The sequence below is a fragment of the Streptomyces stoeckheimensis genome, from assembly GCF_045822005.1.
In the GTDB taxonomy this organism is placed as follows: domain Bacteria; phylum Actinomycetota; class Actinomycetes; order Streptomycetales; family Streptomycetaceae; genus Streptomyces; species Streptomyces stoeckheimensis.
The window spans coordinates 7,936,126-7,955,971 of the sequence record NZ_CP169550.1; the positions used below are offsets into that span (position 1 = coordinate 7,936,126).

The window sequence follows — 19,846 nt, forward strand, 5'->3', positions numbered from 1 at the left end:
GCCGACCTACCGGGCGCAGCCGGTGACGGCGGGGTTCGAGGGATCGCAGTTACTGGGGTTGTTGTTGGAGATGTTGGTGTGGTTGAGCGTGACGGTCCCGCCTTCGTTGTGGAGGCCGGCGGGGCCGTAGGCCGCGGAATTGCCCGTGACACGGGAGTCGGTGAGCGTGACGTCGCCCTGGTTGTGGAGGCCGCCGCCGGTTCCTTGGGTGACCGCGTTCCTGTCGATGACGACGTTGCGGGTATTGAGCGTTCCGAAGTTGTAGATGCCGCCACCGGAGAAGCTCGCGGTGTTGCCACGGAGGGTGGTGAGCATGTTGATGGTGAGCGTGCCGAAGTTGGCGATGCCCCCGCCGGTCCTCGCGTCGTTGCTGCGGATCTGGCTGTCGGAGATGGTCGCCGAGGAACTGCTGGTGTGGACGGCGCCGCCCAGGCCCTTTGCTTCGTTGCCGGTGAGGATGCTCGAGGTCAGGGTGAAGGGTGCGGTGATGCTGCTGTGTGCGATGGCTCCGCCGTTGCCACCGCTGACGGGGCCGGTGGAGTTGTTGATGAAGACACTGTGGTCCACGCGGGTGGCGCCGCTGCTCAGGATGGCACCGCCGTGGCCGGCTTCGGTGCTGTTGCCTTTGAAGTAGGAACGTTCGACGCGGAGGGTTCCGTTGCTGTTGTTGATGGCGCCGCCCCCATTGCTGGAGCCATTGCCGGTGAGGCGGGTGTTGGTAAGGGAAACAACGGTGCCGAATCCCAGCTGGACGGCCCCGCCCTGGGCGCCTCCGCCGGCCTGGGCGTTGGTGAGGGCAATGTCCCGGAGCTTCAGGTTCCCGCGGGTGGTAGGGGGGAGGGTGAAGAAGCGGAATTCGTTGTCGGTGCTTTCGTCCCGGGTGAGGGTGGCGTTGCGTCCGTTGATGATGATGGAGCTGGTGATCTGGGGGAGCGCGGCCAGGCCGGGGCCGGCGATCTGCTCGGTGAAGGTGTAGGTGCAGTCGCTGGCGAGGTTGAGGGTGTCGGAGGTGGCGGGGGTGCTGTTGGCGGTGGTGATGGCCTGAATGAGGGCGGCGGGGGAGCAGGCGACGCTGATGGTGGCCGCGTGAGCGGGGGTGGCGGCCAGGCCGGCGACAGTGAGTGCGAACGCGGGCGCGGCGAGCAGGGCGGTGGCCTGGCGGGGGCGGCGCAGTGGCCTCATTGTCTGACTCCTTTTCGGGGGAGGCGCCGGGGGGCGATCCGATCATTGTTTACATCAGATCAACATCCATCCTTTTCTAGGCGCACCGGGAATATCGCCCTGTCCGGTAATTCTTTTGTGCGGTGGCGCCCTTTTCCGGAGTTCGGGTGTGTCGGTGTTGTCGGGCCGGGACTTCGGAAACCGGGCGAAAATCCGGACTGCGTCCGAGCCGTCCGGAGCTACGGCTCCCGGTCCGCCGCGAGTTCCGTGGCCCGGAGGCGGCGCAGGACGAGGTGCTCGTGGAAGAGGCGGCCGACCAGGGCGCCGCCGTAGACCACGAAGCCGACGCCGACCAGCCAGGACTGGACGACCAGGAGGGTGCCGAAGGGGCCGTACGTCACGGCGTTGGAGGCGATCAGCGGGGAGAACACCAGCTGCGAGAAGACCCGCAGCCCGAGGAGGCCGAGACTGGTGCACGCGGCCCCCGGGAGCAGGGCGCGCCAGCGCACCCGGCCGCCGAGGAGGATCCACTGGGAGGTCCAGAAGAACAGACAGGTCCCGATGAGATCGCCCGTGGTGCCCAGGATCGTGCCGGGCGCGTCGTGCGACGGGGCGGGGATGAGGACCAGCAGCCCGAGGTAGCAGACCAGCAGGGCGAGCCAGACGACGTGCCGCCACATGGTGTGCCAGCGGGCCGTCGGCAGGTCCCAGACCTTCTCGTACCCGGTCTGCACGGCGGAGCCGAAGGTCAGGCCGAAGACCGCGAGGGCGGCGAGACCGAAGGCGGTGGTCCGCTCCAGCGCGAGGTCCGCGGCGCCGAACAGCATCTCCACCCGCTCCCGGGAGAACTCCGTCACCCCGAGGGCCTGACCGAGCCAGCGGCCGAAGCCCGAGCCGCTGCCCGGCGCGGCGGCCGCGACGACGACGAGCAGCGGCACCAGGGTGAGGAAGCCGAGGGCGGCGAAGCCCATGGCCCGGTGCATCAGCTCCATCTCCCGGCCACGGCTCCACGCCAGCCCGGCCTGGGAGGCCTGGAGCCGGTCGTGGATCCGCCGGTAGGTCGAGGTCACGCCTCTGTCCCTACCCGGATGGGCCCGCGCCTTCCCGGGAGGAGCCCCGAGTGGGCCCGAAGGGGTGGATCCGGCCGCGGCCCGGCGGCGGAACCCCGGTGGCGGAACCCCGGCGGCGGCCCGGTGGCCGAGCCCCGGCCGGGGCGTGGCCCGGCATCCGCCGCCGGGGCGTGCCTCAGGCCCCCCGGAGGTCCACCAGTCGCTTGATCTTGCCGACCGACCGCTCCAGCGTCTCCGGATCGACCACCTCCACCGCGACCGAGACGCCGATGCCCTCCTTGACGGCCCGCACGACCGAGGCCGCCGCGGCCTCCCGCCGGCCCGCGTCGCTCCCGCGGCGCGCCTCCACCCGTACCGTCAGGGCGTCCAGCCGTCCCTGCCGGGTCAGGCGGAGCTGGAAGTGCGGAGCCAGGTCCGGGGTCCGCAGGAGCACCTCCTCGATCTGGGTGGGATAGAGGTTCACCCCGCGCAGGATGATCATGTCGTCGCTGCGGCCGGTGATCTTCTCCATGCGGCGGAAGGCCGGCCGGACGGTCCCGGGAAGCAGTCGCGTCAGGTCCCTGGTGCGGTAGCGGATGACGGGCATCGCCTCCTTGGTGAGCGAGGTGAAGACCAGCTCCCCGGCCTCCCCCTCCGGCAGCACGGCGCCCGTCAGCGGGTCGACCACCTCCGGGTAGAAGTGGTCCTCCCATATGTGGAGCCCGTCCTTGGTCTCGGCGAACTCCTGTGCGACACCCGGGCCCATGACCTCCGAGAGCCCGTATATGTCCACGGCGTCGATGTTCAGACGCTCCTCGATCTCGCGGCGCATCTCCTCCGTCCACGGCTCGGCGCCGAAGATCCCCGTACGGAGCGAGGTGGTGCGCGGGTCGATGCCCTGGCGCTCCATCTCGTCCAGCAGGGTCAGCATGTAGGAGGGGGTCACCATGATGACCTCCGGCCGGAAGTCCTGGATCAGCCGGACCTGGCGGTCCGTCATCCCGCCCGAGGCGGGCACGACCGTACAGCCCAGGCGCTCCGCGCCGTAGTGGGCGCCCAGGCCGCCGGTGAACAGTCCGTACCCGTAGGCGATGTGGACGATCTGGCCCGGTCTGCCGCCCGCCGCGCGGATCGAGCGGGCGACGACGTCCGCCCAGGTGGACAGGTCCCCGTCGGTGTACCCGACGACGGTCGGCCGCCCCGTGGTCCCGCTGGACGCGTGGATGCGGCGGACCTCGGAGCGCGGCACGGCGAACATCCCGAAGGGGTACTGGTCGCGCAGATCGGACTTGGTGGTGAAGGGGAACAGGGCGAGATCGGCGAGGGAGCGGCAGTCGTCGGGATGCAGGCCGGCCTTGTCGAAGGCCTGCCGGTAGAAGGGCACCCGGTCGTACGCCCGGCGCAAGGTCGCCCGCAGCCGGGTCAACTGGAGCGCCGCCAGCTCGTCCCGGCCCATCCGCTCGCCCGCGTCCGTCACGTCCGTCACGTCCGTCGCGTCCGCACCGCCGTCGTGGCCCCGCGCGTCCGTACCCATGCCGCCCACCCCATTCCGAGTCAACCGACCGATCATTCGGTAGATTGCCGGACCTTGGCGGCCAAATCAATTACTCGAACGGGTGATCGTCTGCTGAGATTGCGCCCATGCCGACCTCCACACCCTCCACCTGCACCTTTGCTTTCACCGCCCACGACGGAACCGAACTCGCGTACCACGTCCAGGGTGAAGGCGAGCCGCTCCTCTGCCTCCCCGGCGGCGCCATGCGGGCCTCCGCCTACCTGGGCGACCTCGGCGGACTGTCCGCCGGACGCCGGCTGATCCTGCTCGACCTGCGGGGCACCGGGGACTCCGCGCTCCCGGCCGACCCCTCGACGTACCGGGTCGACCACCAGGTGGCCGACGTCGAGGCGCTGCGCAGCCACCTCGGCCTGGAGAGCGCCGACCTGCTCGCCCACTCCGCCTCAGGGAACCTGGCCCTGCTCTACACGGCGGCGCACCCGCAGCGGGTCCGCCGACTGGCCCTGATCACGCCGACCTGCTGGGCCGTGGATCTCACCGAATCCCCCGAAAGCCGCCTCGCGGACGTCCGCCGGAGAGCCGGCGGCGAGCCCTACGACACGGCCATCGCGGCCTACGAGCGGGTGCTCGCCGCCGTCGCCGCAGGCGGGGACCCCGACGAGGCCGACTGGACGACGGCGATGCCCCTCGCCTACGGGCGCTGGGACGAGACGGCGCGCGCCCACGCGGCACTGAGCCCGGTCCAGAAGAACGCCGAGGCCTCCGCCGCCTTCGCCGGCCCGGGCGCCTTCGACCCGCCCGCCACCCGGGCCGCGCTCGGCCGCTTCGCCGGGGAGGCGCTGGTCCTGGCCGGGGAGCTGGACTCCAACCCTTCCCCGGCCCTCGCCGCCCGGCTCGCGGAGCTCTTCGCGCGGGGCGTCACCGACGTACAGCGGGGCGGCGGGCACTTCCCCTGGCTCGACGAGCCCCGGTGGTTCGCCGAGCGCGTCGAACGGTTCCTGGCCACCGGGGCATGAGCGGCGACCGCCGGGCCGCGGGCGTACGGTCGAAGCAGACGCCCTTGGCGAAGGGAGGCGGCGGCCATGCCCGTCATCGACCCCGCGGTATCGGTGCGGCTCGGCGCCCCGGGCGCGCGACGCCTGGCCGGACTGCTCGCCGAAGTGGCCCACCTGCTGGAAGACCCCGGCCCGTTGAGGCTCGACGACGCCCAGGCGGATGTGCTGGGCCAGGGCGCGGACCGGTCGGAGCTGGCCACCTGGACCCGCACCCTGGCGGCCGAACTGCGGACCAAGCTCTGAGGCGCCACGCCCCTGCGAGCACCAGCGCGTGCGTACGTACGGAAACGCCCGCGGGCCGGGACCCCTCAGGGTCCCGGCCCGCGGGCGTGCGCGCCGTGCGGGGTCAGCTCGCGGTGTCCGCGTCCGCCTCCGTGGCCACCGACTTCGCCCACCGGTAGTCCGCCTTGCCGCTCGGCGAGCGCTGGATGGCGGGGGCGATGACGAGCTGGCGCGGGATCTTGTAACCCGCCAGCTTGGTGCGGCAATGGGCCTGTATCTCGTCCAGCGTCGGGTCGGTGGCGCCCTCCCGGATCTGGACCACGGCCGCCACGTGGCTGCCCCACTTCGGGTCCGCGACCCCGGCGACCAGGGCGTCGTAGACGTCCGGGTGGGACTTCAGCGCCTGCTCGACCTCCTCCGGGTACACCTTCTCGCCGCCCGTGTTGATGCACTGCGAGCCGCGGCCGAGGACGGTGACGATGCCCTGTTCGTCGACGGTCGCCATGTCACCGAGCAGCACCCACCGCTCGGATCCCTTCTGGAAGAAGGTTTCGGCGGTCTTGACGGGGTCGTTGTAGTAGCCCAGCGGGACGTACCCGCGCTGCGCGAGCCGTCCCGGTTCGCCGACCGGCACCGGCTCGTGGGTCACCGGGTCGACCACCTGCGTACGCTCGTTGACCTCCAGCCGGAAGCCCTTCTCCGGGCTGGAGTCGTTCGTCGCGCGGCCGTTCGAGCCGGACTCGGACGAACCGAAGTTGTTCAGGAGCATCACGTTCGGGACGAGCGCCTGGAACTCGGCGCGCACCGTCTCCGACATGATCGCGCCGGAGGAGGAGACGCTGAAGAGGGAGGACAGGTCGGTGCCCTTCAGTGGCCCGTTGAGGGCGTCGATGAGCGGCCGCAGCATCGCGTCGCCCACCAGCGAAACGCTGGAGACCTTCTCCTTCTCGATCGTGCGCAGCACCTCCTCGGGCGCGTACTTGCGGTGGATGACCACCCGCTGCCCGTAGTTGAAGGCGATGAAGGACGTCAGCGTGGACGTGCCGTGCATCAGCGGTGGCGCGGGGAAGAAGGTGAGCCCGGCGCCCTTCGACGCGACCCGCTCGGCCAGTTCCTCGGGCCGCTTCACCGGTTCGCCGGTCGGTTCGCCCCCGAAGAGGCCGGCGAAGAAGAGGTCCTCGGCGCGCCACATGACGCCCTTGGGCATACCGGTGGTGCCGCCCGTGTAGATGATGAACAGGTCGTCGGGGGAGCGGGGCGGGAATCCGCGGCCGGGCGAACCGGCCGCCTCCGCGTCGGTGTACGCGACCGGCGCGATCGCGGGCTCCGGAGCCCCCTCGGGGGTCGGCCCGACGCGGATCAGGTGACGGAGCTTGGTCGTCTGCGGGAGCGCCGCCGCGACCCGCTCGGTGAACTCGCCCTCGAAGACGAGCGCGGCGAGGTCGGCGTCGTTGTAGAGGTAGACGAGCTCCTCCTCCACGTACCGGTAGTTCACGTTCACCGGTACCAGGCGGGCCTTCAGGCAGGCGATGACGGTCTGGAGGTACTCGACGCCGTTGTAGAGGTGCAGGCCCAGGTGCTCACCGGCCTCCAGGCCGCTGTCCAGCAGATGGTGCGCGATGCGGTTCGCCGCCGCGTCCAGCTCCGCGTACGTGAGGCGGCGTTCGGCGCCGGTCCCGGGGTGGTCCACGTACACGAGGGCCTCGCGGTCCGGGACCACGTCCACGACCGACTCGAACAGGTCGGCAATGTTGTACTCCACCGGTCCTCCTGACCCAGAAAATCCCATGGCTGGTCTGCTCGGCGGTCATTAGAGCGTCGCCAACCCCAACAGGGAAGGGGACCGTCCAAGAAATCTGACTGGGTGTCAGAAAACTATTGAACTGCACCCGCCCCTCCTGCAACCTGTTCTAGGTCTTGAGACGGGAGGACGGCAATGGGTGGGACAGAACACCTGACCGTGGAACGCCACGGAGCCACGCTGGTGCTCACCATGAACAGGCCCGAGGCGAAGAACGCGCTCTCGCTGCCGCTGCTGGTGGGGCTGTACGACGGCTGGCTGGAGGCCGACGCGGACGACACGATCCGCTCGGTGGTGCTGACGGGGGCCGGCGGGGACTTCTGCGCCGGCATGGACCTGAAGGCGCTGGCAGGCAAGGGCATGGCGGGCGACCAGTACCGGGACCGGCTCAAGGCCGACCCCGACCTGCACTGGAAGGCGATGCTGCGCCATCACCGGCCGCGCAAGCCGATCATCGCGGCGGTCGAGGGCTACTGCGTGGCCGGCGGTACGGAGATCCTCCAGGGGACCGACATCCGGGTCGCGGGGGAGGGGGCCACCTTCGGATTGTTCGAGGTCAAGCGGGGGCTCTTCCCGATCGGAGGCTCGACGGTACGGCTGCCGCGGCAGATCCCGCGGACGCACGCCCTGGAGATGCTGCTGACCGGACGGCCGTACGCGGCCGAGGAGGCCGCGCGGATAGGGCTCGTCGGTCGGGTGGTGCCCGACGGGACGGCGCTGGCCGCGGCGCTGGAGATCGCGGAGCGGATCAACGCGTGCGGGCCGCTGGCGGTGGAGGCGGTGAAGGCCTCCGTCTACGAGACGGCCGAGATGACGGAGTCGGAGGGGCTGGCGGCGGAGCTGCTGCGGGGGTGGCCGATCTTCGACACGGCCGACGCGAAGGAGGGGGCGCGGGCGTTCGCCGAGAAGCGGCCCGCGCTGTATCGGCGGGAGTAGTCCGGTTGCGGCGCCGTTGCCGGGGACCGGTCCCCGGACCACTGCTCCTCAAACGCCGGAGGGGCTGAAGTGGCCCCGGCGGTGCCTGATTGGCCCGGCAGAGCCTGATTCGCCCGGTGGGGCAGGAAGTGCCCCGCCCCCTACATCGGAGACCCACCCATGACAGCCGCGTCGCCACCCGAGATCCTCCGCGCACCCCTTGTCGTCGAGTTCCCCTTCACCCGCTCCCTCGGCCCCGTGCAGAGCGCCTTCCTCACCGGGCTGCGCGAAGGGGTCGTCCTCGGGGTCACGACCGCCGACGGCAAGGTGATGGTGCCGCCCGTCGAGTACGACCCCGTCACCGCCGAGGAGATCCGCGACCTGGTCGAGGTGGGCACCACCGGGACCGTCACCACCTGGGCCTGGAACGGGTCGCCGCGCCCCAACCAGCCCCTCGCCACGCCCTTCGCCTGGGTCCTCGTCCGCCTCGACGGCGCCGACACCGCGATCCTGCACGCCCTCGACGCCCCCGGGCCCGAGGCCGTCACCACCGGCATGCGGGTCCGCGTGCGATGGGCCGGGGAGCGGACCGGGGCCATCACCGACATCGCCTGCTTCGAGCCCGCCGGCGACGGGGAAGCGCACGGGGAGGCGGCTCCGCACAGCGGGGAGTTCGCGGACGCCGTCACCGGGATCGTCGCCGAGGCCCGCCTGGACTACACGTACAGCCCCGGCCGCGCGCAGACCGCGTACATCGCCGGGCTCTCCGAGCAGAAGACCATCGGCGAGCGCTGCCCCTCCTGCCACAAGGTGTACGTGCCCCCGCGCGGCGCCTGCCCCACCTGCGGGGTCGCCACCACCGACCGGGTCGAGGTCGGTCCGGCCGGCACCGTGACCACGTACTGCATCGTCAACATCAAGGCCAAGAACCTCGACATCGAAGTGCCGTACGTCTACGCCCACATCGCCCTCGACGGCGCCGGCCTCGCGCTCCACGGCCGGATCGGCGGGATCCCGTACGACCAGGTGCGGATGGGCCTGCGGGTCGAACCCGTCTGGACCGAAGGCGGCCGCTACCCCGACCACTACCGCCCCACCGGAGAGCCGGACGCGGACTACGACGTGTACAAGGAGCTCATCTGATGGCCCGATACGCCCGCGAGGTCGCGGTGGTCGCCTTCGCGCAGAGCGACCACCTGCGCCGTACAGACGAGCTCAGCGAAGTAGAGATGGTCATGCCGGTCCTGCACCAGGTGCTGGCCGCCACCGGACTGAAGGCGGGCGAGATCGGCTTCACCTGCTCCGGTTCCAGCGACTACCTCGCCGGCCGGGCCTTCTCCTTCACCATGACCCTCGACGGGGTCGGCGCCTGGCCGCCCATCTCCGAATCGCACGTGGAGATGGACGGGGCCTGGGCCCTGTACGAGGCCTGGGTCAAGATCCAGACCGGCGAGGCCGACACCGCGCTCGTCTACTCGTACGGGAAGTCCTCGCCGGGGTCGGTCCGCGACGTGCTGACCCGCCAGCTCGACCCGTACTACGTCGCTCCGCTCTGGCCCGACTCGGTGGCCCTGGCCGCCCTCCAGGCGCAGGCGCTCATCGACGCGGGGGAGACCGACGAGGCCGGGCTCGCCGCGATCGGCGCCCGGAGCCGTGCCTCCGCGAGCACCAACCCGCACGCCCAGCTCAGCGGAGCCGTCGCCCAGGGCGAGTACCAGGTCGCCCCGCTGCGCACCGGCGACTGCCCGCCCATCGGCGACGGCGCGGCCGCCGTCATCCTGGCCGCCGGGGACGTGGCCCGCCGGCTGTGCGAGCGGCCCGCCTGGATCACCGGCATCGACCACCGCATCGAGGCCCACAGCCTCGGGCTGCGCGACCTCACCGACTCCCCGTCGACGCGGATCGCCGCCGAGCACGCGGGCGTGTTCGAGGCCCCGGTGGACACCGCCGAACTGCACGCGTCCTTCTCCTCCCAGGAGGTCGTGCTGCGCAAGGCCCTCGGGCTCGGCCGCGACGTCGCAGTCAACCCCTCCGGCGGAGCGCTCGCCGCCAACCCGATGATGGCCGCGGGCCTGATCCGAATCGGCGAGGCGGCCGCCCGCATCCACCGCGGCGAGTCCGACCGGGCCGTCGCGCACGCCACCTCCGGCCCCTGCCTCCAGCAGAACCTGGTCGCCGTCCTGGAAGGGGACCGAGCATGAGCACCTCCGCCGCGACGGGCAAGGAGCCGGTGGCCATCGTCGGCATCGGCCAGACCAAGCACGTGGCCGCCCGCCACGACGTCTCCATCGCCGGACTGGTGCGCGAGGCGGCGGCCCGCGCGCTCGCGGACGCCGAGCTGACCTGGGCGGACATCGACGCGGTCGTCATCGGCAAGGCCCCCGACTTCTTCGAGGGCGTGATGATGCCGGAGCTGTACCTCGCGGACGCCCTCGGCGCCGTCGGCAAGCCCATGCTCCGCGTGCACACGGCCGGTTCGGTGGGCGGCTCCACCGCGCTGGTCGCCTCCAACCTGGTCGCAGCCCGGGTCCACCGCACGGTGCTGACCCTCGCCTTCGAGAAGCAGTCCGAGTCCAACGCCATGTGGGGGCTCTCGCTCCCCGTCCCCTTCCAGCAGCCGCTGCTGGCGGGGGCCGGCGGGTTCTTCGCCCCACACGTGCGCGCGTACATGCGGCGCACCGGCGCCCCCGACACGGTGGGCTCGCTCGTCGCGTACAAGGACCGCCGCAACGCGCTGAAGAACCCGTACGCGCACCTGCACGAGCACGACATCACCCTGGAGAAGGTCCAGGCTTCCCCGATGCTGTGGGACCCGATCCGGTACTCCGAGACCTGCCCGTCCTCCGACGGGGCGTGCGCGATGATCCTCACCGACCGTGCGGGCGCGGCCCGTTCGCCGAAGCCGCCGGCCTGGGTGCACGGTGGGGCGATGCGCAGCGAGCCGACCCTCTTCGCGGGGAAGGACTTCGTGTCCCCGCAGGCGGGCAAGGACTGCGCGGCCGACGTCTACCGGCAGGCGGGGGTCACCGATCCGCGCCGGGAGATCGACGCCGTGGAGATGTACGTGCCGTTCTCCTGGTACGAGCCGATGTGGCTGGAGAACCTCGGTTTCGCCGAGGAGGGCGAGGGCTGGAAGCTCACCGAGGCCGGGGTCACGGAACTCGACGGGGACCTGCCCGTCAACCCGTCGGGAGGCGTGCTGTCCACCAACCCCATCGGCGCCTCCGGCATGATCCGCTTCGCGGAAGCGGCCCTCCAGGTGCGCGGTCAGGCCGGGGAGCACCAAGTCCCGGACGCCCGGCGGGCGATGGGGCACGCCTACGGCGGCGGGGCGCAGTTCTTCGCGATGTGGCTGGTGGGAGCGGAGCAGCCGGACTCCTGAGCGGAAACCCGATTCCGGGGCGGGGTGCCGAACAGGCCACGAGTGACGCACCGTGGCCTGTGCGGCACGGCGTGCGATGGCTAACCTGGCCCCGGGACGACGAACCGGGAGTACCGGGAGGAGCACGCACGTGGCAGAGAGCATGACTTCGAAGGCGCCGGCCGGCTGGGGAAAGCCTGACCTCGATCTGACCGAGGCGGACTGGCAGTCGAGCAGCCGGGGAGCGGGTGACGTCCAGATCGCCTTCGTGGAGGGGTTCATCGCGATGCGCAACGGCGACCGCCCCGAAAGCCCCTCGCTGATCTTCGCGCCGGACGAGTGGCGCAAGTTCGTGCTGAACGCACGGGGCGGGGAGTTCGACCTGACCTAGCGACGCCCCTCACGGGATCGCTCCGCGGGCCGGCCCGGGCCGGGTTCGGCCCGGCCCGGCCCGGCCCGGCCCGCGGAGCGTCAGCACGGGGGCGATACCTCCAGTGGGGCGGCAGGCAAGCCGAGTTCGGCAGGGCGGTTCAGGCCACGCGATCACCTATCGGCCGACCTTCCCTTCACACGGTTCCGGTTGGCCCGATCGGCATACGATCAAGAAACTCGCCCGGAGCAGCCCCTGGAACCGGAGGATGTCGCATGCCCATTTCCATCGCAGCGGCCCCGGACACGGAGAGGTTCCGGGCCTACGGTGTCCGTCACGTCGATGAGCTGAGCCGCAGGTTCGCGATACCGGAGCACATCGCCCGGAGCGTGAAGGCTCTCGGCGCCGTCCTGCCGTTCCGCGTGAACGAGTACGTCCTGTCCCACCTGATCGACTGGGACGACATTCCGGGCGACCCCGTCTTCCAGATGGTCTTCCCGCAGAGCGGGATGCTCCCGGCCGAGGACGAGCGCCGGCTGTCGGCCCTCGTGGACGATCCCGCCGCCAGGAAGGAACTGCGGCTCGCGGTCCAGCAGATCCGTGACGGCCTCAACCCCCACCCCTCGGGGCAGAAGCAGCTCAACGTCCCCACCCTGGACGGGGATGCGGTGCCCGGCCTCCAGCACAAGTACCGCGAGACCGTCCTGTACTTCCCCGGTCAGGGACAGACCTGCCACGCGTACTGCACCTACTGCTTCCGATGGGCACAGTTCGTGGGGGATGCCGATTTACGGTTCGCCGCTCCGTCACCCGAGGGCCTCGTCGACTACCTCGGCCGTCACCCCGAGGTCGAGGACGTCCTCGTCACCGGCGGCGACCCGATGATCATGTCCACCGAACGGCTGCGCAGCCATCTCGGCCCCATCCTGGGCGCGCCCGGTGTCCGTACCGTCCGCATCGGCACCAAGTCGGTCGCCTACTGGCCCCAGCGGTTCGTCACCGACACGGACGCCGACGATGTGCTCCGGCTCTTCGAGGACGTGGTGGCCTCGGGGAGGAACCTCGCGGTGATGGCGCACTTCACCCACCCGCGGGAGCTGGACTCCGACCTCGCCCGCCGGGCCGTCGCACGGATCCGGTCCACCGGTGCGATGGTCTACTGCCAGGCACCCCTGGTCGCACACGTCAACGACGACCCGCGGACCTGGAGCGCCCTGTGGCGTGCGGAACTGGCCGCGGGCGCCATCCCCTACTACATGTTCGTCGAGCGGGACACCGGCCCGTACGAGTACTTCAAGGTACCGCTCGCCCGGGCCCACGACATCTTCCGGTCCGCTTACCTGACCCTTCCTGGACTCGCCCGCACGGTGCGCGGGCCGGTCATGTCGGCGGCACCCGGAAAAGTGGTCGTCGACGGCGTGGCCGAGACCGCCCAGGGCCGGGTCTTCCAGCTGCGCATGCTCCAGGCCCGCGACCCTCGACTGGTCGGCCGCCCGTTCCAGGCCCACTACAGCGAGAGCGCGGCCTGGCTGGACGAGCTCCGACTCGTCGGTACCACTCCTCCCGACATCGCCGCCGCACTGGTCGGCGTACGGCAGCCGGCCGGCGGGCAGCCGGCCTGAGGGGGCGTCGCTCCTGCCGAGGAGTCCGTGTCGTGCCGCCCAGTCGTCCCGCCCGCCTTCCCTCCCCCCTCCCAGCCCTCCCCCCGTAAACCCCCTTGCCGGACCTGGCAGGGTCCCGGCACCATGGCCGCCATGACGATCACCCGCCGAAAGGGCGATGCCGCGTAGACGGCCCGGCGCGCTGCGCGCCGAACGAGGAACGTACGAGGACCGGCGGCCGCCCGCCTGGGCGCGGGCGCTCCCGCCCGTCGACCGGCTGCCGCCCGAGGCGGCCGCGGCCGTGCACTGGGCCCGCCCCGGACGGGCCGGTGAGATCGCGGACCTGCTGGCCAGGTACCGCGTCTTCCTGAGCCGCCCCGGCCGCCACCTGTACCTGGGCCCCTCCCCGTGCGCCGACTGCCCGGGGTGTTCCTTCGCCGGCGTCGCCTCCGTCCGGGACGAGCTGCGCGACCACCACCGGCTGCTGCCGCCGGTCGGCCGTACCGCCCTGACCCGCCTGCTGCGCGGCCTGGACGACGAGTTCCGCCGCCGCACGATCGAGGACCCGGACCCGCCGGACTCCGGATGGGCCGACTGGCTCGGCCGCCCGCTCGCCTGGTGGCACCGGCGACTGCGCGAGGAGGACCCGGAGCCCGACCGGTCCGAGTACGGGTGACGGCGAGGGCATCGCCCCGGGGTGTCGGACCGGCCACGACTCGACCACGGCCCGACCACGGGTACGGTGGCTGCGTGAGCGGAGAAAGCGACCTGCGAAAGCTGCTGAGCGGCATGCGGCCCGAACTGAACGACGGGCTGTACGTGTTCTGCACCATCCCCGGAGACACCGACCCGGAAGCCCTGGCCGGGCTCACCCCCGTCGCCTCCGTCCTGGAGCCCGAGGGGCTCACCCTCGTGCTGAGCCAGGAGGACGCCGACGAGGCCGGACTCCCGTACACGTACACGGCGGGCTGGATCACCCTGCGCGTCCACTCCTCCCTCGACGCCGTCGGCCTCACCGCGGCCTTCGCCACCGAACTCGCGGCACACGGCCTGAGCTGCAACGTCATCGCCGGCTACCACCACGACCACCTCTTCGTGGACGCCGCCCGGGCCGCCGAGGCCGTGGCCGTCCTGGAAGCGCTCGCGGACCGTTCCACGCAGGACTGAGCCCTTCGCCCATACACCAGCCGGCGGCACCCGAAAGAAGATCAGTTCTATTTGCCGCACAGGCAATCCCGGGCGCGTGCGCGGGCGTACGCTGAACCCCCGAACAGGCCTGGGGGGTACCAGCCATGACGGAACGCCGGACCCGCAAACGGCGCACGATGTTCGAACGCGACACGGAACTCACCGCCGTCGACGAGGCCCTGGACCAGCTCACGGATCCGGGCCCCGAGGCCGGTGGAGCCCTGCTGGCCTTCTCCGGACCCGCCGGCCTCGGCAAGACCACGCTCCTCGGCGAAGTCCGCCGCCGCGCCCACACCAAGGCCTGCACCGTCCTCGCGGCCCGGGGCGGCGAACAGGAGCAGAGCCAGCCCTTCCACGTCGCCCGCCAGCTCATCCAGCCCCAGCTGGCCGGCACCTCCGACGCGGCACTGCGCGAGGCCCTCGGGAGCTGGTACGCCATCGTCGGCCCCGCCCTCGGCCTCTGCGCGGCCGAACAGGGCGCCCCGCCCGACCCCCAGGGCCTGCGCGACGGACTCGACTGGGTCCTCACCCACCTCGTCGTGCAGCGCGCCCCCGTCGCCCTCGTCCTCGACGACGCCCACTGGGCCGACCCCGAATCCCTCTCCTGGCTCGCCGCCTTCGCCCCGCGCGCCGAACACCTCCCGCTCCTCCTCGTCGTCGCCTACCGCCCCGACGAACTGCCCGCGCACGCCGAGGCCTTCCGTACGCTGCCCGGCCGCGCGGGACACCGCCCGCTGACCCTCGCTCCGCTCACCGCCCGGGCCGTCTCCGGCCTGGTCCGGGAGGCCGTCGGCGAACACGCCGACGAGGCGTTCTGCCGGGAGGCCTGGGCCGTCACCACCGGCAACCCCTTCGAGGCCGTCGAGCTCACCGCGAAGGTCCGGGACAAGGGCCTCGCCCCGTCGAAGCCAGCGCCCCGCTCCTGCGCGACCTCGCGGCCGCCCAGCGCGGCAGCGGCCTCGTCGCCCGCCTCCACAGCCTCGGCCCCTCCACCGTCCGCTTCGCCTGGGCCTGCGCCGTCCTCGGCACCGACATCCCCAGGGAACTCGCCGCCCGCGTCGCCGGACTCGGCACCGAGGAGGCCGTCGACGCCACCGGGCGGCTGCGCGACGCCCGCATCCTGTCGGCCGCCGCCGAGGAAGCGGCCGCCGAGGAAGGCGACGAGTCCGGGCTGGAGTTCGTCCACCCCCTCATCGCCACCGCCATATACCGCGCGATCCCCGACGCCCTGCGCGTCGCCCTGCACGGAAAGGCCGCCGCGGCCGTCGTCGACGCGGGACTCGGGCCCTCCGCAGCCGCCCGCCACCTGCTGGAGACGCATCCCGAGAGCGACCCCTGGGTGGTGCGCATTCTGCGCGAGGCGGCCGGCGAGAACCTCCGGGCCGGCGCCCCCGAAGCCGCACGCCGCCAGCTCGCACGGGCCCTGCGCGAACCCCCGGACTTCGACGAGCGCGCGGCCGTCCTCTACGAACTGGGCTGCGCCTCGCTGCTCACCGAGCCCGCCAACACCGTCAACCACCTGCGCGCCGCCCTCGCGGAGCCCTTCGAGGACCCGGCGCTGCGCCAGGGCATCGTGATCCGGCTGGCCCAGGTGCTTTCGCACAGCGACCGGCTGGCCGAGGCCTCGGAATGCCTCGCGCGCGAGATCCCGTACACCCAGGACGTACGCGGCCGGCTGCGCCTGCAGTCCGAGCAGTTCATGTGGGACGCCTTCAACGCCGCCGAGCCGGACTCCCCGGCGCGCTCCCGGCGGCTCGCGAAGCTCGCGGACCGGCTGGGCGGACGGGACCTCACCGAGCGGTACGTCATCGGGCTGCGCGCCTGGGACGCCTGCCTGCGGGGGGAGCCGGTCGACGTGGTCCTCCACCATGCCGGGCGGGTCCTGGAAACCGAGTTCAGCTGGGCGTACGCGGACCGCGGCTTCGAGGTCCCGGTGCTCGTCGCGATGGTGCACATGTACGCCGACCGGCCTGAGCGGGCCGAGGAACTGTTCGAGGCGGGCACCGCCGAGTTCGAGCGGCAGGGCTGGCGCGGGGCGCACCTGTCCTTCGCCTACAGCCTGCGTGCCTACATCCGCTACCGCCGCGGGCGGCTGGCCGAGGCGGAGGAGCTTGCGCGGGCCGGACTGCGCCTCGCCGAGCGCGTCGGCCGGCGTACGCCCGTCCACTGGTACGCCATCGCGATCCTCGTCGCCACCCTGCTGGCGCGGGGCCGGGTCGACGAGGCCTGGGAGCTGTCCCGGGAACACGAGTACGGGGAGCCCTTCCCGGCGGCGGTCGTCTTCCCCGACTCCCAGACCGTGTACGCGGAACTGCTGCTGGCCCGCGGCCAGGCGAAGGCCGCGGCGGCGGAGCTCGAGGCCGTGGACCGGCGGCTGAGCCCCAGGGGCATCCAGAACCCGTCCTGGTGCCCGTGGCGGCTCCACCTGGCCCGCGCGGTGGCCGCGGAGGATCCGGCGCGGGCGCGGGAGCTGGCGGAGGAGGCGGTACGCCGGGCCCGTGCCTTCGGTGCTGCGTCCGGCATCGGCCAGGCCCTGCGGGTGGCCGCGGAGGTGGCTGCGCCGCAGGACCGGCGGGCCCTCCTGGAGGAGGCGGTGGAGGTCCTGTCGGCTTCGCCGGCGGCCTACGAGCTGGCGCTCGCGCTGGCCGCGCTGGGGGAGGAGCGGGGGGATGCGGAGCTCCTGCTCCGGGCGGTGCTGGCGGCCCGCGCCTGCGGGGCGGACGGCCTGGTGGCCTCCGCCACGACAGCCCTCCTCGGCCTGGGCGGCACCTTCCCGTGCGGCCCCGTCCCCGCAGCCGCCCCGACCACCACCGGCTGACGGGCCTGCACTGGCGCGCTGAGCGCCGATGGGCGGGTGCGGCCGGGTGGACCCCTGCGGGGCGAGGTCCCCTACCCGCCCTTCGGCCGTTCCCCGGGCTGCGCCCGGACCCCTTCTGGGGCTCCGCCCCAGACCCCGCGCGTTAGAGGACCGGGTCCGGGCAGCGCCCGGGGAACGGTGGAAGGGCGGGTAGGGGACTTCCGCCCCCGGGTCGGGGGTGGAGGGCCGCGGGACGCGGCAGGGCACGTACCATGGCGGCATGTCCTTCCTCCGCCGCCACCGCGCCGCCACACCCGCCGGCCCGGACTTCGACGTCCTGGCCATGGACCCGGGGGACTGGCCGGGCAATCTCGGGGCCGGGCTGCTGCCCGCGCCCGACGGCAGCTGCCAGGGTGTCTTCCTCCGCTACGACCTGTTCGGCGGACGCGGCCCCGCAATGATCATCGGAAACCTCCCCGAGGGTTCCCCCGCGCGCGACCTCTCCGAGGGCCAGGTCCCCTTCGAGGTGGCCCAGCTCCTCGACGCCCTCGAGAACGACGAGGACGTCGAGGTCACCGGTGCCGAGGACTGCCCCGTCATGCAGGGCGACAACCTCCTCATCGTCCGGAAGATCAAGCTCTCCGAGAGCCGGATCAGCTGCGTGCAGTTCGACCGCAGCGACAACGTGCTGGTCACCATCGCGAGCTGGGACCGGCCGATCACGGACGACCTCTACGCGCTGCTGAAGCCGCTCCCGGCCGAGCTCTTCCAGCAGGGCTAGTCGCCCAGCGGGGCTAGCGTTCCGGCGTCACGCGTCCGCGATGTCGTTGGCGGCCACGTAGCCGAACGTCATCGCGGGACCGATCGTCGACCCGGCCCCCGCATAGCTGTGCCCCATCACGGCCGCACTCGCGTTGCCCGCGGCCCACAGGCCCCGGATCACCGATCCGTCCGCGCGCAGCGCGCGGGCCCGTGCGTCCGTGACGATGCCGCCCTTCGTACCCAGGTCACCCGGCACGATCTTGAAGGCGTAGAACGGCGGCGCCCAGATCGGGGCCAGACAGGAGTTCGGCGTCACGCCGGGGTCCGTGTAGTAGTGGTCGTACGCGGTGTCGCCCCGCTGGAAGTCGGAGTCGGTGCCGTTCCACGCCTGTGCGTTGAAGCGGTTGAGGGTGGAGCGCAGGGCGGCCGCGGGCACTCCTATCTGGTTGGCGAGGGCGTCCCAGGTCCACGCCTTCTTCGCCGCGCCCGCCTGGTACCAGGAGTCGGGGAAGACGATCGTCGGCAGGATGTCCTTGAACAGGTACTTGTTGCGGTAGTTCTGATCCACGATCAGCCAGGCCGGGATGTGCGATCCGGTCGCGCCCCGGTCCTTCTCGTACATCACGTGCACCACATCGCTGTACGGGGCGGCCTCGTTGACGAAGCGGGCGCCCTTCGCGTTGACCATCAGGCCCCCGGGCAGGGTCCGTTCGGCGAGGCAGAAGTACGGTTCGTTCGGCAGCGGGATCGAGGGACCCCACCAGGCGTCGTCCATCAACGCCAGCGCCGCACCCGCCCGTTGGCCCGCCCGGATCCCGTCGCCCGTGTTCTCCTTCGCGCCGACCGACCACTGGGTGCCGACCGGCTGCTGCTGGTACTGGGCCCGCATCTCCGCGTTGTGCTCGAAGCCGCCCGAGCCGATGACCACGCCCTTGCGGGCCCGCACCACGCCCCGTACGCCCGCCTTCTCCACCACCACGCCCGTGACCGCGCCGCCCTCCTGGACCAGGTCGACGAGCGGGCTGTTCAGCCACACCGGGACCCCGGCCTGGATCAGACCGGCCCGCAGGCCGGCCGCCAGGGCCTGGCCCATGGTCAGCGGCTTCTGCCCGCACAGCGCGGCCGCCGTACCGCGCGCCAGGCATTCGGTGGACACCGCGAGGCCCTTGGCGTTCACCGCGGCCAGGTTGAGCCACTTGTAGTCCTGGCTGAACACCACCATTCCGGCCGGCACGGGCATGTACGCCGGGTTCAGGTGGGCCAGTTCGGCGCCGAGTATGTTCCCGTCGATCTGATCCGGCTCGATGGAGCGGCCGTTGGGGAGCCCGCCGGGGAGGTTCGGGTAGTAGTCGCTGTAGCCGTCCATGAAACGGAAGCGCAGCGGGCTGTTGGCCATCACGAAGTCCAGCATCCGGGGCCCGTTGGCGAGGAAGGCCGCCTGCCGGTCCGCGGAGGAGCCGTTGCCGACCACCGCCGACAGGTACTGCGCCGCCTTCGCCGGGGTGTCGGGCACGCCCGCGCCCAGGATCACCGAGTTGTTGGGCAGCCAGATCCCGGCACCGGACCGGGCGGCCGAGCCGCCGAAGGTCGGGGCCTTCTCGACCACGAGCACGCTCATGCCCCGCTTGGCCGCGGTGAGCGCGGCGGTCATTCCGGAGGCCCCGGAGCCGACCACGACGACGTCGTACTCGCCGATCGTGGGCTCACCGGCCGCGTGGGCGACGGCGCTCGGCAGCACGGCGGCGGCCAGCACGCCGGCCCCCGCCCCGGCGATGACCGTCCGGCGGGAGGGAAGGGCATCGCTTGGTTCGCGACTCGCTGAGGAGGCGGTTCTCGCGGTCATGGGCAGGCTCCAGCGGAGAGGGGGCGAGGGGGTGGATCCAGCATTCTGATGCTGAGTCAGAAAAGGTGTTCGGGGGATCATGTGAAGTCAAGGCATACGCGCCGGTTGCGCTCCGGGCCCGGACGTACGAAATCCCGTGCCGCACACACCGGGTGTGTGCGGCACGGGATTTCGCGGGCGACCGCGCGCAACGCGGCCGGGTCGG

18 protein-coding genes and 1 pseudogene are annotated in these 19,846 nt (G+C 72.2%); 13 read left to right on the forward strand and 6 right to left on the reverse strand.

Going from position 1 to position 19,846, the window contains the following annotated elements:
• Window positions 1–6 precede the first annotated feature (6 nt).
• From ACE1OC_RS36040 to paaK, 3 genes are all read right to left on the reverse strand, one after another.
• Window positions 7–1,182 (reverse strand): hypothetical protein, encoded by a 1,176-nt coding sequence (locus ACE1OC_RS36040; protein ID WP_407840524.1) that lies wholly within the window; start codon window positions 1,180–1,182, stop codon window positions 7–9.
• Window positions 1,183–1,400: 218 nt separating this feature from the next.
• Window positions 1,401–2,231 carry a YhjD/YihY/BrkB family envelope integrity protein gene (locus ACE1OC_RS36045; RefSeq protein WP_407840525.1) on the reverse strand — a complete coding sequence of 277 codons (831 nt, stop codon included), beginning with the start codon at window positions 2,229–2,231 and terminating at the stop codon, window positions 1,401–1,403.
• A gap of 175 nt (window positions 2,232–2,406) precedes the next feature.
• A complete protein-coding gene (gene paaK, locus ACE1OC_RS36050) occupies window positions 2,407–3,744 on the reverse strand; it encodes a phenylacetate--CoA ligase PaaK (RefSeq protein WP_407840526.1) in 1,338 nt (445 codons plus the stop codon).
• A 107-nt stretch (window positions 3,745–3,851) separates the two neighbouring features.
• Here paaK and ACE1OC_RS36055 point away from each other — a divergent pair, with 107 nt between their 5' ends.
• Both ACE1OC_RS36055 and ACE1OC_RS36060 read left to right on the forward strand, forming a co-directional pair.
• Window positions 3,852–4,742 carry an alpha/beta fold hydrolase gene (locus ACE1OC_RS36055; protein WP_407840527.1) on the forward strand — a complete coding sequence of 297 codons (891 nt, stop codon included), beginning with the start codon at window positions 3,852–3,854 and terminating at the stop codon, window positions 4,740–4,742.
• 66 nt (window positions 4,743–4,808) lie between these two features.
• The gene (locus ACE1OC_RS36060; RefSeq protein WP_250739187.1) at window positions 4,809–5,024 is read left to right on the forward strand and encodes a hypothetical protein; all 216 of its coding nucleotides are present in this window, start codon (window positions 4,809–4,811) and stop codon (window positions 5,022–5,024) included.
• Between the two features lie 103 nt (window positions 5,025–5,127).
• Here ACE1OC_RS36060 and ACE1OC_RS36065 read toward each other — a convergent pair whose 3' ends face one another.
• Window positions 5,128–6,765: an acyl-CoA synthetase gene (locus ACE1OC_RS36065; RefSeq protein ID WP_407840528.1), complete on the reverse strand. Its 1,638-nt coding sequence runs from the start codon at window positions 6,763–6,765 to the stop codon at window positions 5,128–5,130.
• Window positions 6,766–6,939: 174 nt separating this feature from the next.
• Between ACE1OC_RS36065 and ACE1OC_RS36070 the strand changes: the two genes are divergently transcribed.
• The 9 genes and pseudogenes from ACE1OC_RS36070 to ACE1OC_RS36110 form a co-directional block, all read left to right on the forward strand.
• A complete protein-coding gene (locus ACE1OC_RS36070; protein WP_250739189.1) occupies window positions 6,940–7,740 on the forward strand; it encodes a crotonase/enoyl-CoA hydratase family protein in 801 nt (266 codons plus the stop codon).
• Between the two features lie 159 nt (window positions 7,741–7,899).
• Window positions 7,900–8,862, forward strand: coding sequence for an OB-fold nucleic acid binding domain-containing protein (locus ACE1OC_RS36075; protein ID WP_407840529.1), 963 nt, complete (start codon window positions 7,900–7,902; stop codon window positions 8,860–8,862).
• Entirely contained in the window at window positions 8,862–9,920 is a 1,059-nt protein-coding gene (locus ACE1OC_RS36080) for a thiolase domain-containing protein (protein ID WP_407840530.1), read from the forward strand. Before ACE1OC_RS36075 ends, ACE1OC_RS36080 begins: the two co-directional genes overlap by 1 nt.
• Window positions 9,917–11,101 carry a thiolase domain-containing protein gene (locus ACE1OC_RS36085; protein ID WP_407840531.1) on the forward strand — a complete coding sequence of 395 codons (1,185 nt, stop codon included), beginning with the start codon at window positions 9,917–9,919 and terminating at the stop codon, window positions 11,099–11,101. Before ACE1OC_RS36080 ends, ACE1OC_RS36085 begins: the two co-directional genes overlap by 4 nt.
• Before the next feature lie 142 nt (window positions 11,102–11,243).
• Window positions 11,244–11,471, forward strand: coding sequence for a DUF397 domain-containing protein (locus ACE1OC_RS36090; protein ID WP_375949687.1), 228 nt, complete (start codon window positions 11,244–11,246; stop codon window positions 11,469–11,471).
• 254 nt (window positions 11,472–11,725) lie between these two features.
• Window positions 11,726–13,072, forward strand: a complete 1,347-nt coding sequence (locus ACE1OC_RS36095) for a KamA family radical SAM protein (protein ID WP_407840532.1) — start codon at window positions 11,726–11,728, stop codon at window positions 13,070–13,072.
• Between the two features lie 157 nt (window positions 13,073–13,229).
• Window positions 13,230–13,727, forward strand: coding sequence for a hypothetical protein (locus ACE1OC_RS36100; protein WP_407840533.1), 498 nt, complete (start codon window positions 13,230–13,232; stop codon window positions 13,725–13,727).
• 74 nt (window positions 13,728–13,801) lie between these two features.
• Window positions 13,802–14,218 (forward strand): ACT domain-containing protein, encoded by a 417-nt coding sequence (locus tag ACE1OC_RS36105; protein ID WP_407840534.1) that lies wholly within the window; start codon window positions 13,802–13,804, stop codon window positions 14,216–14,218.
• A gap of 158 nt (window positions 14,219–14,376) precedes the next feature.
• Window positions 14,377–14,838, forward strand: a pseudogene (locus ACE1OC_RS36110) (AAA family ATPase); the annotation flags it as partial.
• Window positions 14,839–14,900: 62 nt separating this feature from the next.
• Here the strand turns inward: ACE1OC_RS36110 and ACE1OC_RS36115 are convergent.
• Window positions 14,901–15,560, reverse strand: a complete 660-nt coding sequence (locus tag ACE1OC_RS36115) for a hypothetical protein (protein WP_407841856.1) — start codon at window positions 15,558–15,560, stop codon at window positions 14,901–14,903.
• 18 nt (window positions 15,561–15,578) lie between these two features.
• On the opposite strand from ACE1OC_RS36115, the gene ACE1OC_RS36120 reads away from it, so the two are divergent.
• Entirely contained in the window at window positions 15,579–17,057 is a 1,479-nt protein-coding gene (locus ACE1OC_RS36120) for a hypothetical protein (RefSeq protein ID WP_407841857.1), read from the forward strand.
• Window positions 17,058–17,316: 259 nt separating this feature from the next.
• Window positions 17,317–17,817, forward strand: a complete 501-nt coding sequence (locus tag ACE1OC_RS36125; RefSeq protein ID WP_150520950.1) for a hypothetical protein — start codon at window positions 17,317–17,319, stop codon at window positions 17,815–17,817.
• A gap of 27 nt (window positions 17,818–17,844) precedes the next feature.
• Here the strand turns inward: ACE1OC_RS36125 and kstD are convergent, their stop codons facing one another.
• Window positions 17,845–19,641 carry a 3-oxosteroid 1-dehydrogenase gene (kstD, locus tag ACE1OC_RS36130; protein ID WP_407840535.1) on the reverse strand — a complete coding sequence of 599 codons (1,797 nt, stop codon included), beginning with the start codon at window positions 19,639–19,641 and terminating at the stop codon, window positions 17,845–17,847.
• Window positions 19,642–19,846 lie beyond the last annotated feature (205 nt).